The sequence below is a fragment of the Rhizobium sp. P40RR-XXII genome, assembly GCF_012641405.1.
Taxonomy (GTDB): Bacteria; Pseudomonadota; Alphaproteobacteria; order Rhizobiales; family Rhizobiaceae; genus Rhizobium.
The window spans coordinates 54,691-68,244 of sequence record NZ_JABAII010000015.1 but is presented as its reverse complement, the minus strand read 5'-3'; the positions used below and the strand labels follow the sequence as shown (position 1 = coordinate 68,244).

General features: G+C 60.5%; 16 protein-coding genes. 8 read left to right on the top strand and 8 right to left on the bottom strand.

All coding sequences use genetic code 11. The features are described 5' to 3' along the window. Positions 1-63 precede the first annotated feature (63 nt). Positions 64-249, top strand: coding sequence for a hypothetical protein (locus HGP16_RS24495; RefSeq protein ID WP_168842592.1), 186 nt, complete (start codon positions 64-66; stop codon positions 247-249). A 25-nt stretch (positions 250-274) separates the two neighbouring features. Beyond that, on the top strand, positions 275-637 hold the full coding sequence (locus HGP16_RS24490; protein WP_168842591.1) for an MmcQ/YjbR family DNA-binding protein: 363 nt from the start codon (positions 275-277) through the stop codon (positions 635-637). Here the strand turns inward: HGP16_RS24490 and HGP16_RS24485 are convergent, their stop codons facing one another. Next, positions 638-1,258 (bottom strand): glutathione S-transferase family protein, encoded by a 621-nt coding sequence (locus HGP16_RS24485; protein ID WP_168842590.1) that lies wholly within the window; start codon positions 1,256-1,258, stop codon positions 638-640. Between the two features lie 150 nt (positions 1,259-1,408). Then, positions 1,409-1,765 carry a DUF4406 domain-containing protein gene (locus HGP16_RS24480; protein WP_168842589.1) on the bottom strand — a complete coding sequence of 119 codons (357 nt, stop codon included), beginning with the start codon at positions 1,763-1,765 and terminating at the stop codon, positions 1,409-1,411. 126 nt (positions 1,766-1,891) lie between these two features. Between HGP16_RS24480 and HGP16_RS24475 the strand changes: the two genes are divergently transcribed. Continuing rightward, positions 1,892-2,647: a DeoR/GlpR family DNA-binding transcription regulator gene (locus HGP16_RS24475; RefSeq protein ID WP_168842588.1), complete on the top strand. Its 756-nt coding sequence runs from the start codon at positions 1,892-1,894 to the stop codon at positions 2,645-2,647. 161 nt (positions 2,648-2,808) lie between these two features. Next, positions 2,809-3,297, top strand: coding sequence for a DUF2127 domain-containing protein (locus HGP16_RS24470; RefSeq protein WP_168842587.1), 489 nt, complete (start codon positions 2,809-2,811; stop codon positions 3,295-3,297). Between the two features lie 15 nt (positions 3,298-3,312). Here the strand turns inward: HGP16_RS24470 and HGP16_RS24465 are convergent, their stop codons facing one another. Both HGP16_RS24465 and HGP16_RS24460 read right to left on the bottom strand, forming a co-directional pair. Next, a complete protein-coding gene (locus HGP16_RS24465; RefSeq protein ID WP_168842586.1) occupies positions 3,313-4,320 on the bottom strand; it encodes an asparaginase in 1,008 nt (335 codons plus the stop codon). A gap of 100 nt (positions 4,321-4,420) precedes the next feature. Continuing rightward, positions 4,421-5,047, bottom strand: coding sequence for a metalloregulator ArsR/SmtB family transcription factor (locus HGP16_RS24460; protein ID WP_168842585.1), 627 nt, complete (start codon positions 5,045-5,047; stop codon positions 4,421-4,423). Positions 5,048-5,148: 101 nt separating this feature from the next. Here HGP16_RS24460 and HGP16_RS24455 point away from each other — a divergent pair, with 101 nt between their 5' ends. After that, positions 5,149-6,573, top strand: coding sequence for an MFS transporter (locus HGP16_RS24455; RefSeq protein ID WP_168842584.1), 1,425 nt, complete (start codon positions 5,149-5,151; stop codon positions 6,571-6,573). Here the strand turns inward: HGP16_RS24455 and HGP16_RS24450 are convergent. The 4 genes from HGP16_RS24450 to HGP16_RS24435 form a co-directional block, all read right to left on the bottom strand. Beyond that, entirely contained in the window at positions 6,554-7,552 is a 999-nt protein-coding gene (locus tag HGP16_RS24450) for an NAD(P)H-quinone oxidoreductase (protein ID WP_168842583.1), read from the bottom strand. The genes HGP16_RS24455 and HGP16_RS24450 overlap by 20 nt on opposite strands. 79 nt (positions 7,553-7,631) lie before the next feature. Continuing rightward, positions 7,632-9,437, bottom strand: coding sequence for a GGDEF domain-containing protein (locus HGP16_RS24445; RefSeq protein ID WP_168842582.1), 1,806 nt, complete (start codon positions 9,435-9,437; stop codon positions 7,632-7,634). A 208-nt stretch (positions 9,438-9,645) separates the two neighbouring features. Next, entirely contained in the window at positions 9,646-9,897 is a 252-nt protein-coding gene (locus tag HGP16_RS24440) for a type II toxin-antitoxin system ParD family antitoxin (protein ID WP_168842581.1), read from the bottom strand. Between the two features lie 227 nt (positions 9,898-10,124). Beyond that, positions 10,125-10,673 carry an HdeD family acid-resistance protein gene (locus HGP16_RS24435; protein WP_168842580.1) on the bottom strand — a complete coding sequence of 183 codons (549 nt, stop codon included), beginning with the start codon at positions 10,671-10,673 and terminating at the stop codon, positions 10,125-10,127. A 152-nt stretch (positions 10,674-10,825) separates the two neighbouring features. Here HGP16_RS24435 and betI point away from each other — a divergent pair, with 152 nt between their 5' ends. The 3 genes from betI to betB are packed head-to-tail and all read left to right on the top strand — an operon-like array spanning position 10,826 to position 13,523. Then, entirely contained in the window at positions 10,826-11,413 is a 588-nt protein-coding gene (gene betI, locus HGP16_RS24430) for a transcriptional regulator BetI (RefSeq protein WP_168842579.1), read from the top strand. Between the two features lie 5 nt (positions 11,414-11,418). Continuing rightward, the gene (locus tag HGP16_RS24425; protein ID WP_168842578.1) at positions 11,419-12,060 is read left to right on the top strand and encodes a glutathione S-transferase family protein; all 642 of its coding nucleotides are present in this window, start codon (positions 11,419-11,421) and stop codon (positions 12,058-12,060) included. After that, positions 12,060-13,523 carry a betaine-aldehyde dehydrogenase gene (gene betB, locus HGP16_RS24420; RefSeq protein ID WP_168842577.1) on the top strand — a complete coding sequence of 488 codons (1,464 nt, stop codon included), beginning with the start codon at positions 12,060-12,062 and terminating at the stop codon, positions 13,521-13,523. The genes HGP16_RS24425 and betB overlap by 1 nt, the downstream gene beginning before the upstream one ends. The last annotated feature ends 31 nt before the right edge of the window (positions 13,524-13,554 follow it).

The window sequence follows — 13,554 nt, the reverse complement described above, 5'->3', positions numbered from 1 at the left end:
CCGCCGCCCGCCCGGCTGATGCCCTTCTGGTTGCATCCACGCGGAGATCCAAGGAGGCATGCGATGTCGATCTTGAAGCTTTTCTTCAGTCACTTATTGGATGAGGATTATAAACCGGAAGACGACCCGCTGCAGCATCCCATGCTTGCGGCGATGTCGCTGGAGGAGCTCGCCGACCTGCCGCTGATGCCGGAAAATCTCGGGCGGCCTATGGACAAGCGAAACGTTCAGCCGGAAGAATGCGCGTGAGAAAGCCTGTTTCCGTAGCGCAAGCATGACTTCGAACGTCAATATGGATACCATCGCGGAACGACTGGAGCGGCTTGTGGCGGAAGCCGGTCTGCCGGCGGTCGAGCCCGGCCTGCATTACGGCCTGCCGGCCTTCAAAGTCGGCGGCAAGGCATTCGCGACTGTCAAGAATAACGAGACCATCGTGCTGTCGCTGCCGATCGACCGCAAGGAACAGCTGATGGAAATGGCGCCGGAGATCTATTTCCAGACCGATCACTATATCGGCTGGCCTTCCCTGCCCTTGCGCATCAGCGCGATCGGCGACGAGGAACTGCAACAGCGCCTGGTCGAGGCGTGGCAGTACCGCGCCCCGAAAAAGCTTCAGGCAACATTCGACGGGGTATGATCAACCCTTTTCGACAGCAAGCGCCTTCTGGACTGCCGAACGCTCAAGCATGCGTGCATAATGGGCGCTGACCTTCGCAAACTGGCTACGATCGACACCGTCTCCCGGTAGCCACGTCTCCATGGTGAAGAGATAGCCGTCGGCAACGGTATATTGTTCGCCCATCACCCAAGGGCCTTTCAGCATCTTGTCTTCGATCAGGGTGAAGGCCTCCGTCATCGTCTGCGGCACCTTGGCCTTCATTGTCTCGATGGCCACCGCATCGTCGGTCCAGCGATAACCACGGCCCTTATGCGCATGGTTCACATGAACAGTGGAGGCGATATAGCCGTTGAATGATTGCATCTGCGCAAATTCGAAGGGGTCATCGAGCGGCGCGAGCTTTGCGGCCGGCGCGATCTGGGCGATATAGGCCAGGATCGCAACATTCTCGGTGATGACGCCGCGATCGGTTACCAGCGCCGGCACCCGGCCCTTGGGGTTGATGGCCAGATACTCCGGCTGGCGCTGATCGCCATTGGCGAGGTTGATGCGACGGTGCTCATAGGCGAGACCGGATTCTTCCAGGGCGATGAGGCTGGCGAGCGCGCAGCTTCCGGGCGCAGAATAGAATGTCAGCATGTTCCGTTCCTCGATTGGCTTCCACGAGAAGCTAATGGCAAGCCGGCCAATACGGAAGTGGCTAAGGCTGATGGGTGCGACAAAAGGTTTTGATCGATCGGATCGAAGCCCATCCCCACGGCATCGAGCCGCAGGAATGGGCAGCAGTGCTTATGCGCAGCCGGGCACGTCTTCAAGACTATACCAGACGGGAATGCCGCGCTCGCGAGCGATGCGGACATCATTGTCGGCGCCCTTGGAGTCGCCGGGCAATCTGAGCACACCCTCGCAAAGCTGCAGCAGGCGGCCCGCGGTCGGATGGAATATCTCTTCATAGAGATCGTCGCCGATGCTCTTGCCGCCGGCCGCATGCCAGACCGGCAGGGCAACCCATTCGCCAATCATCGGCAGATGCCCGGCCTTGAACAGGGCGTAGGATGGCTCCTCCAGGTGCTTGAGGTTCTCGGCCATCTTCTTCGGATCGTCTCCGGTGCCGGAGCGATAAGGCCCGGCAATCAAGATCAACATGTCATGTCTCCATTTCTAGCTCCTGCTTCCCGCAGGAATTTGCACGAATATGCGCATATTTTCTTGAATGTCGAATCGTTTCTGATAAATTCACGATTATTCGTGAAGTAACGTGCAGGGGACGATATGCTGACCAGCCAACGCAAAGCCCTCATCCTCGATCGATTGCGCCGGGATGGCCAAGTGATCGCCAAGGTTCTGGCGGACGATCTCGGCCTTTCCGAAGACACGATCCGCAGGGATCTTAGGGACATGGCGGCGGAGAAGCTGCTGAAGCGGGTGCATGGCGGCGCGCTGCCGCTTTCGCCTGATTTGCCGGATTTTACGACCCGGCAGGCAGTTTCATCGGAGGCAAAGCGCCGGCTTGGCGCCTATGCCGCGAACATGATCCAGCCAGGACAGACCGTGTTCCTCGATGGCGGCACCACGAATGCCGAGATCGCCCGTCAGCTCCCGAAGGATCTCGCCGTCACCATCGTCACCCACAGCCCGACGATAGCAGGCGAGCTGGAGCATCATGCCGCCGCCGAGGTAATCCTGATCGGCGGCAAGCTCTACAAACATTCGATGGTGGCGACGGGTGCTGCCGCCATGGCGGCGATCGCATCCATCAGGGCGGATATCTTCTTTCTCGGCGTCACTGCCATCCATCCCGCCCGCGGCTTTTCGACCGGTGATTTCGAGGAAGCGGCCATCAAGCGGCATATCGCCCAATGCTCGGCCGAAACCTATGTGCTGGCGACGAGTGAAAAGCTCGATGCGGCCTCACCATGCCAGATTCTGCCGATAAGGGATGTGTCCGGCCTGATTGTGCCGTCGGATGTTGCGGAGGAGAGCCTGGCGCCCTACCGGGAGACCGAGGTTCCGCTCTTGCTGGCCTGACGCCGGTTGCGCATCCGCCCGGCGGAATCGAGACGCCACGCCGGGATTTGCGTTATCGTCATCATGATGCGGTCGAAGATTGATCCTATGCCGGCTGGACATTGGCTTGCCTTGCCGTCGTCGCCATTCAAGCCTGCATCACCATGCCCAAGAGATCGCCCGTGAACGAACGCCGCATTCATCAGCTCTTCGAAATCAGCGTCCTCTTGAAGGGTGCGCATGCCCTGATCGAATGCAGCGGTGGCATTGCGCTCGCGCTCGTCAGCACCGAGTCCATCCTTCGCCTGGCAAACAGGATCACGCAGCCCGAGCTGCTCAACGACCCCAGGGACTTTATCGCGACACACCTGCTGACCTGGGCGCAGGATTTCTCGGTCGGCACCAAGAACTTCTACGCCTATTATCTGCTGAGCCACGGGTTGGTGAAGGTGCTGCTTGTCATCGGGCTGCTCAGGGGCAAGATGTGGGCCTATCCGGCTTCGCTGGTCGCCCTGGGGCTTTTCATCGTCTACCAGCTGTACCGTTTTGCCAACACGCACGGCATCGGCCTCATCATCCTCACCGTCTTCGACTTTGTCGTCATGGTCCTGATCTGGAAAGAATACAGGATCGTCCGGCAGCATGTGACGGCGCGGCGGACGATCGGCTGAACCGGAGATCGGCGGCTAGGCAGTGAGTATGGCCGCCGGCATGATATCGCCGACATGGATGCCGTTCCAGTTCCTGAACGATCTGTCCGCCATCGCCATGAGGCCGGCATGAACCGCGCTCTCCTTTTCGAAGAAGCGAGCCAGCGTGGCCGCAACCATGACCTCCGCCGCGCGAGTGGTACCATCGTCGCATTTGAGCGCGATGGCGATGCCCTGTTCGGGGATTGCGGCGCAGAACACGCCTTCGGCGCCGGTCTTGGCGAAGATACGGCCGGGAGCGATCTGCATGAGCTTGGTGCAGGCTCGATCGGTGCCGGCGACATAGAAGGGCTCGGCCATGCAGGCCTCGAACAGCCGGCGTGATGCCTTGGCGCGCAGCGGCTCCAGGCCGACGCCGGTCGCCATCCTGGCAAAACCATGGGCCAATCCCTTGAGCGGCACCGCATAGGTCGGGATCGAGCAGCCATCCGTGCCGCAATTATCGTGGGCAAGGACGGCGCCGGTCAGGCTCTGCATGGTGTCGCGAATCTGCTGCTGCAGCGGGTGATCGTAGCCGACATAACCTTTGGGATCGATATCCTGATGGCAGCAGGCGCAGATGAAGCCGGCATGCTTGCCGGAGCAATTATTATGCAGCGCGGTCGGCTTCTCGATGGTGCGTGCCTGATGGATTGTTGTCTTCGGGTCGAAGGACCAATGCGCACCGCATTCGAGCGCATCGACATCGCGGCCGGCGCGCGCCAGCATCGAGGCGGCGAGCGCAACATGCTCATCCTCGCCATTGTGGGAGGAGCAGGCGAGCGCCAATTCCTTGTCGCCGAAGCCATAGGCATCCGCGGCACCGCTTTCGACCAGCGGCAGGGCCTGCATCGCCTTGCAGGCCGAGCGCGGAAAGGCGCCGCTCTCAATATCGCCGACCGAGAATACCAGCTTTCCATCGCCATCGACTACAACAACCGAGCCGCGATGATGGCTTTCGACCTGGTTGCCACGGGTGACTTCGACGCAAACGGGATTGGACATGGTGGTATCTGGCCTTTGATTTGCTGGATGCCAGTGATAGCCGTTGCACCCTGGCTTGCCAATCGCCGACGACACCTGCCGGTGTCGAAAACCCCGCTGCTCAGACGGTCGGCCAAATCCGGTAGGCGCAACGTCTGGCGCCGAGGAGAATATGTTCCTCTCGCTCCACCTGCGCGCCAAGAACTATGCGGAAGGTTTCGAGCTCAGAGCGGCAAAAGCCGGAGCAGGCACACGCGGCGGCGCAGATGGGACAATGATTTTCCACCAGCATGAGCGAGCCATCCTCGTCCTGCCAGTGATCGGCCATGTAGCCTTCCTGCGTGCGGATGGCGGCGAGGCTTGCGACGCGTGACGGCAGATCGGCCGCGAGGTCGATTTCGCTGCGATAGCGCCGAAGCGTTTCCGTTTCACGGGCGGAGATGACGGTGTCGACGGCGCCCTGCCCCAGCTGGCTGACCATGGTCGCAAGCAAGGTAGCGGTCAGATCCGCATGGCCGTCGGGAAATTGCTTGTTACCGGCCGCCGTCAGGTGCCAGAACTGTCGCGGCCTGCCCCTGCCAGCCGCAGCCTCCGCCACCGGCTCGACCAGCCCCTCCTCCGCCATCTTCGTCAGCTGCTGACGCGCCGCCTCGGACGATATGCCGAGCGCGTCGCCGACGGCTGCCGCCAGTTGCGGCCCCTCGGTTTTCAACAGGATTAGGATTCGATTGACGGGCGATTGACGCATTTTTCCAAGTTTTCTCTTGTTTTAATCCGATGGCCATGTAATTTTCCAAATTATAACTTGGAAAATAATCAACCGCTAGGGAAAATACCGAGGATCGTTTGATGTCCAGCATCGAAAATACCGCTTCCACTCCATCCTCTTCCGTCTTCACCTTATTCTCATCGAAACTCCTGCCCGCGACGCTGATGCTCGGCGGCGGCGTGACGCTCTATGCCGTCGAGTCCTATATTACCGCCACGATCGCGCCCTCGATCGTCCGGGATATCGGCGGCCTCGAATTATTCTCATGGATGACGACGCTCTTCGTCGCCGCCGGCGTGCTCGGTTCGATCACGGTCGCAACCCGGCCGAAGGGCATGGGCTTGCGCGCCGTCTATATTTCAGCGGCGATCATATTCGGCGCCGGAAGCCTGGTTTGCGCGATCGCGCCGGCGATGCCCGTATTGCTCATCGGTCGCGCCGTCCAGGGTTATGGCGCGGGCATGTTGTCCGGCCTTGCCTATGCTTTCATTCGTTTCGTTTATCCGGAGATACTCTGGCGCAAGGCGTCCACGCTCTATGCCGCCATATGGGGTGTGGCGACGGTGCTCGGCCCGACGCTCGGCGGCCTCTTCGCCGCGGGGGGCGCCTGGCGCGAGGCCTTCATCATCCTTGTGCCGCTGACCGTGATCATGGCGCTTTCCGCACGCTGGCTACTGCCTGACGTCGCGGATGATCGGGCTGACACGAGGACGCCGCTCATTCAGATTGCGCTGCTGCTGACGGCCGTCCTGTTCGTCAACATCGCCAGCACGATGGAGCATGGATCGTACAAGGTCGTGCTGATCGCAGCTTCGATCGCATTCGTCGCGATGATGGTGGCAATCGAGAGAAAGAGCGAAACACGCCTGTTTCCCCATGGCGCCGTGATGCTCACCAATCCCATCTCGGGACTCTATCTCACGATGTTCACGCTTATGATGGTGCTGACGAGCGACATCTACATCCCCTATTTCCTGCAGACCCTGCATGGCGTCACGCCGCTGGTCTCAGGCTATCTCGTCGCGCTCGTCGCATTGGGGTGGACGATCGCAGCCTTCTTCAGCGCCACGTTTTCGGGCAGGCAGGCCGCCATCGCCATCATTGCCGGCTGTATCCTGGAAACTGCCGCAACCGCATCGCTCATTCCCTTCCTGGCCACGACCACTCCTTTCGACGACGTCGCCAAGTTTGCGCCCGCCGCGATCGCCATGTTCCTGATGGGGTTCGGCGTCGGGTTAGGCTGGGCGCATCTCGTGACCAAAGTCATCAGCATTGCCAGCAGAACCGACCAGGACAAGGCTTCCGCGGCGATTTCGATGACGCAATCGCTGGGCGGCGCGTTCGGCGCCGCCCTTGCCGGCGTCATCGTCAACGGCGCGGGCCTGACCCATCCGGGCGGCATCGCCGGCGGCCTCTCCGCCGCGACCTGGCTTTACGCCCTGATGGCGATACCCGGCCTGATCGCCATCGCGCTGTCCTTCACGATCAGGCCAGCTTCAGCATGATCTTGCCGATGTGGTCGCTGGTCTCCATCAGCCGATGAGCCTCGACCACATCATCAAACGAGAAGGTCCTGTAAATGACGGGGGCAACCGTGCCCTCGTCCAGCAGCGGCCAGACCTGGGAGAAGAGGTCGTCGCGAATGGCGCGTTTTTCCTCGGCGGTGCGTGGACGCATGGTCGAACCGGTCACGGTCAGTCGCTTCACCATCACCGGCGCCAGATTGACCTTGTCGGCAACTGCACCGCCTAGGAAGGCGATGATCGAAAGGCAGCCATCGCGCGCGAGCGAGGCGAGATTCTTTTCCAGATAGGCCGCACCGATCATGTCGAGGATGACATCGACGCCATGACCCGTCTCCGCCGCGATGACCTCGGCGAAATCCTCTTCTCTATAATTGATCGCCCGCTTTGCGCCGAGCTTCTCGCAAGCCTCGCACTTTTCTTTCGAGCCGGCCGTGGTGTAGACCGTTGCCCCGAAGGCCTGGGCGAGCTGGATAGCCGTCGTGCCGATGCCGCTGGAACCACCATGGATCAGCACGCTTTCGCCTTCGGTAATGCCGGCCATCTGGAAGAGATTGGCCCAGACGGTGAAGAATGTCTCGGGGACTGCAGCGGCGCGCACGGCATCGTAACCGTTCGGGAAACGAAGCGCCTGGCCGGCGGGAAGCACGCAATATTCGGCGTAGCCTCCGCCGTTGGCGAGACCACAGACCTTGTTGCCGATGGCAAACTCCGTCACGCCGGGCGCGACATCGACGACTTCGCCGGCGATTTCGAGACCCAGGATGGGGCTCGCATCCTTCGGCGGCGGATAGGTGCCTTGCCGTTGCGCCACATCCGGGCGGTTGACACCGGCAGCCTCGACCCGGACGAGGATCTCGCCCGGTTTCAGGACCGGCAAAGGCCGGCGGGCGATGGTCATGACCTCCGGCCCGCCAAAGGATGGCAAATCCACGAAACGCATTTCAGATGGCAAGGGCATGGCGCAATCTCCTCTCCCAGCAAAGCAGTGGAGATAGTTTAGCGCAGACCACTTGAAAAGGAGCGGGGACGGGAGGGCGTCAATTCGTCTCGGTCAGGCACAGGAATGCGACGCCGGTATCGCTTTCCTTTGCCTTCGTCTTGATACCCGCAATGGAGGTGCTGACGCGGTTGATATTGTCGATCACCAGTCCCTCGGACAATTGCAGAATACCGATGGAGCAACGCATCAGCGGGAATTCCGCCTCGGCGCCGCTGCGATCGTGGCCGCGAATGCGGCCGGCCGCCCGATCCTCGGCCGAGTAAAGATCGAGGACGTCGGCATGAAAATCGGCAAGAAGCCGGTCCAGAACCTCGCGCAGCTCCTGCGTGCTCCAGCCGGTGACGCCGATGAAGAAATCGTCGCCGCCGACATGGCCGAGGAAATGGCCCTCGGCAAAGAAATAGCGGCGCATCAGCGCTGCGAACAAGGAAATGGCATGATCGCCGAGATGGAAGCCATAGGCATCGTTGAACGGCTTGAAATTGTCGAAGTCGCAATAGCAGAAATGCCTGATCTCGTCGCCGTCCCGGCCGGCATGCTGCATGAAATCGTGGATCGCCCTGTTGCCCGGCAGGCCGGTCAGCGGATTCTGATCCTGGGCGATCTTCAGCTGCTTCTCGTTGATGACCTTGATGAGCGAGGCGGCCGAAACGATGCCGGCATAATGCGTGCCCTCGGTGACGATCAGGCAATCGCTGCTTTCCATGTTGGCGAAGATCGCCATCAGCGTATCAGCATCGGAATCGAGGCCGACGATCGGCGCCATTTCGACGAAATGAGAGATCGAGCGCTCATAGACCTTGTTTTTCAGAAGGTCGCGGCCGAAGGGCTGGTAGATGTATTCCTTGAGCTGGTATTCGTGGATGATGCCGCGCGGCTCGTCATTGGCGTTGACGACTGGGAAATAGGCCCGGCGCGGATTGCGGCGAAAGAGCTCGAAGACGCTGTCGATGCTGTCGCTTTCACGGATGGTCGGCAGCACCTCGATCTGCTTGCGGATGAGAATTTCATCCAGCGACTGGCTGTTGCGCGTCGTCTTGCCTAGATGCAGGAGGTGCGGAAAGCCCGGCTTGAGCTCGTTGACGAGCACTGTCGGCCGGGCAATGAACCAGCCCTGGACGAGATCGACGCCGAATTCGCGGCAGGTCAGGAATTCCGCCTCGGTCTCGATACCTTCGGCGATGACGCGCGTGCCGAGGACATGGGCGATATTGACGAGGTTCCTGAGGATATGGCGCTTGCGGGCGCTGCGGTCGATATCGACGATGAAGTGCCGATCGATCTTCAGATAATCGACGGGGTAATCGGACAAGAGCTTCATCTCGCCATGACCGACGCCGAAATCGTCGATCGCCAGCTTGAAGCCGGCGTTTCGCATCCTGGCGACCAGATCGTGAAACCCAGGCACGATGGTATTGTCGAAGCGCTCGGAGAATTCGAAGCAGACGGATGAAGGCGCGATACCGGCCTTTCGCATGTGCTGCAGCAGGCCATCCAGCAATGCCGCGCCTTGCGGGATCAACCGGACATCCAGATTGAGGAAAAGGGTTGCGGCAGCGATATTGGGCAAGGTGGCGAATTTCGCCAGCGCCCGGCTGGTGATCATCTGTTCCAAACCGAGAAGCTGGCCGGTGCGCTCGGCCTCGTCGAGGATATCGACCGGGCTGCTGAAACCGATGCGCTCCTGCCCTCGCATGAGGGACTCGTAGCCGAAAACGGCGCCGGTGCCGGCCTCGACGATTGGCTGAAATGCATTCTCGATGACGAGTTTGGCGAGAGTGACAATCTGGTCGCTGGCATATCGGCGCAATACGCCTGGCTCGACCGCGGCAGTCAGTGACATGCCCATCTCCACTTTGCGGATTCTGTTCTAATTTATTTGAGTAAAACTTTGGATTTACCGCGTTTTCGCCCCAAGATGCGCCATAAGCGTCAACGAAACCTTTCCCGTATGTGAAAGTTTCATGAATGGTAAAGCAATATTAACCATTCGTCAGGACGGAAGGCAGCCGCGCCGGCATGCGCCGCTGCTGTCGCCGGCAGCTTGTGAATTAGTTATGCGTATGCCGTTCCGCGTCGTAATCGGCAAACATGTCGGCGACGCAACGGCTGCCTTTTGCCGTGTCTCCGCCATCGTTAGCCGCACGCGGCACGTCGCAAACGTCATCGCGTTTGCGAGCCGCATCCCACATGCGCAAGGCCTCCCGCACGACTTCGCTGCTTGAGGCATAAGTGCCGGTATCGACCGCCGCACGGATGCCAGCAGCCTGAAGCGGGGAGATGGAAACCGTTACCATTGGCATGATATTCCTCCCTTGATGTTGTTACGCGGAAATTTGGCTGGAAGCATGCTCCGCGGCCTCGACCAGTGCCTTCAGGGCGTGTTCTCGAACATGCCTGCTTCCAGATGAAGGTACCGTCGTCACATCAGCTCAACATCGCTCCGCCTAACTGGGCAGAGGGGCAGAGAGTAGCGCCGCTCACGCTCCTTGTCAAAAAGTAGCAGTCCGTTACCCCTTTTGGAGAGCCGTTACCGCCTGAGCACAAGGCCGAAGGCCACCAATGTCCAGCCCTGGAAGATCAGATCGAACGCCAGGAAAAGGCCAAGGATCCAGAGGCTGTTGACCGGCCAGCCGACCGCGATGGCGATACCGGCCGCTGCGGTCGCAAGGCCGCTGATGACGATCCAGACCCAGCCGCGCTCCGGCTTCAGCTTGCGGCCGACCCAGACACGAAACGTGCCGGCAATGAGCAGAGCGATGGCAAGGAACAGCGTCAATGCCTCCGAAGCCAGCAGCGGGTTGGCGAAGGCAAGCACGCCGGCAATCGTATAAAGCAGGCCGCTGAGAACCCAGAACAGGATATGCTCCCAGCCCCTCACTTGAACGGCGTGGGCCAGATGCACAATACCGCCGATCAGCATCAGCATGCCAACATAAAAGACCGAAGCGACGGTGGCGATGAACAGATTGCCAAGGGCGATGCCACCGCAGATCAATAGCAATATGCCGAGCCCGACAAACCAACCCCATTTGCCGCGCATTGCGGATGGCGGGACCTCATCAAGAATATCGATCATGACTGCACCTCCTCCTCTTACGAAGTATGGCACAGAAATGCTCCTCGGAAAGAGGTTGCGGATTTTTTGGCATGGATCGCCGCTGCGTGATTTTTTTATTGATTGATCAGTCAATCAAAAATACACTTGGCTCCAGCCTTGGGGATTGACGCATGCCGAAAGTTGGAATGGAGCCGGTGCGCCGCAAGGCGCTGGTGGATGCCGCGATGCGCGTGATCGGCGATCACGGCTCGCTGACCGTCACCATGTCCGAAATCGCCAAGCAGGCTGGTGTTTCGGCCGCGCTTGCGCATCATTATTTCGGCAGCAAGGAACAGCTGCTGATCGAAACCGTCCGTGTTCATCTACAGCGGTTGCGCAACAGCGTCGTGATGGCGCTTCGGGCTGCGAAGACACCCCGTGAAAAGCTTTCCGCCATCATCCGCGTCAGTTTCCAGGCCGATCAGTTCGCGCCGGAAACGATCGCTGCCTGGCTCGCCTTCTATGCCGAAGCGCAGCGCTCGGAGGAGACGCGCCGCTTTCTCGTCATCTATGCACGCCGGCTGCATTCGAACCTCGTCGCCAATCTCAAGGCTTTGTGCCCGGCCGGCGATGCCGCGCGCATCGCCGAGGGTGCGGCCGCCATGATCGACGGGCTCTATATCCGCCAAGGCCTCAGATCCGCGCCGATCAGCACCGAGGCGTCGATCGCGCTGACCGAAGGCTATCTGACGACTCACCTCAACGCGTTGAAAGGCTGAAGACCATGCTGACCGTATGGGGCCGCAAATCGTCATCCAATGTGCAGGCGCTGATGTGGTGCATCGGCGAGCTCGGCATTGCCTATGAGCGCATCGATGCAGGCTTCAAATATGGGGTCAACGACACGCCCGAATTTCTGGCAATGAACCCGAATGGCACTGTTCCGGTGCTGCGGGACGGCGATGGCGAGCCGCTATGGGAAACGGGCGCTATCCTGCGCTATCTCGCCACGCAATATGGCGACGATGCCTTCTGGCCGAAGGACGAGCGGCGCCGCGCGCAGATCGACAAATGGGCCGAATGGGCCAAGATCAACATCGCCTTGAATTTCACCGGCCCGGTGTTCTGGCGCGTGGTGCGGACCGCTCCTGCCCTGCGCGATGAGAAGGCGATCGTTGCGGCTGTCGCAGCACTCGGTGCGAAGCTTGACATCGCCGAGTCGCAGTTCGAACGGCATCGCTTCCTTGCAGGCGATAATCTGACGCTGGCCGACATACAGTTCGGGCACGTTCTCTATCGCTATTTCGACATCGATATCCAGCGCCCTGCCCATCCGCGGCTGCAGCGCTACTATGAAAACCTGACCGAGCGACCTGCTTTTCAAGAGCATGTCATGGTGTCCTACGAAGAATTGAGGGTTCTATAATGCGCGCACAACCGAAAGCCTCGCATTTCATCGACGGGGAATATGTCGAGGACACCGACGGCACCCTTATCGAAAGCATCTATCCCGCGACCGGCGAGGTGATCGCCCGCCTGCATGCGGCAACGCCTGCCATCGTCGAAAAGGCGATCGCCAGTGCCAAGAGGGCGCAGCCGGAATGGGCTGCCATGAGCCCGACGGCGCGCGGCCGCATCCTGAAGCGGGCAGCTGACATCATGCGCGAGCGTAACCGCGAGCTTTCCGAGCTGGAGACGCTGGATACGGGCAAGCCGATCCAGGAAACCATCGTTGCCGACCCGACCTCCGGCGCCGACAGCTTCGAATTCTTCGGCGGAATCGCGGCTGCCGGCCTCAACGGCTCGTACATCCCGCTGGGCGGCGACTTCGCCTATACCAAGCGCGTGCCGCTCGGCGTCTGCGTCGGCATCGGCGCATGGAATTACCCACAGCAGATCGCCTGCTGGAAAGGCGCTCCAGCCCTCATCGCCGGCAACGCCATGGTATTCAAGCCTTCGGAAAACACGCCGCTCGGCGCACTCAAGATTGCCGAAATCCTCATCGAGGCAGGTCTGCCGAAAGGCCTTTACAATGTCATCCAGGGCGACCGCGAAACCGGGCCGCTGCTGATCAACCATCCCGATATCGCGAAGGTTTCCCTGACCGGCTCGGTGCCGACGGGCCGTAAGGTGGCGGCTTCTGCCGCCGGCAACCTCAAGCACGTCACCATGGAGCTCGGCGGCAAGTCGCCGCTGATCGTGTTCGACGATGCCGATATCGACAGCGCCGTCGGCGGCGCGATGCTCGGCAACTTCTATTCGACGGGCCAGGTCTGCTCGAACGGCACGCGCGTCTTCGTCAACAGCAAGATCAAGTCCGAATTCCTGAAACGCCTGAAGGCACGCACCGATGCCATGTTGATCGGCGATCCGATGGACGAGGCAACGCAGATCGGCCCGATGGTCTCCTGGGCGCAGCGCGAAAAGGTGCTTTCCTACATCGAAAAGGGCAAGGCCGAAGGCGCGACGCTGCTGACCGGCGGCGGCATCCCGAACAATGTCTCCGGCGAAGGCTATTACATTCAGCCGACCGTATTTGCCGACGTTACCGACGACATGACGATTGCCCGCGAGGAGATCTTCGGGCCGGTCATGTGCGTTCTCGATTTCGAGGACGAGGCCGAGGTGATCGCCCGTGCCAACGCAACCGAATTCGGTCTTTCCGGCGGCGTCTTCACAGCAGACCTCACCCGCGCCCACCGCATGGTCGACCAGCTCGAGGCCGGCACACTGTGGATCAACACCTACAATCTCGCGCCGGTGGAAATTCCCTTCGGCGGCTCCAAGCAATCCGGCTTCGGCCGCGAAAATTCGCTGGCGGCGCTCGAGCACTATTCGGAGCTGAAGACCGTTTATGTCGGCATGGGGCCGGTGCAGGCGCCTTATTAACGCAACCTCGGGGCTCAACTTCTCCCTTTGA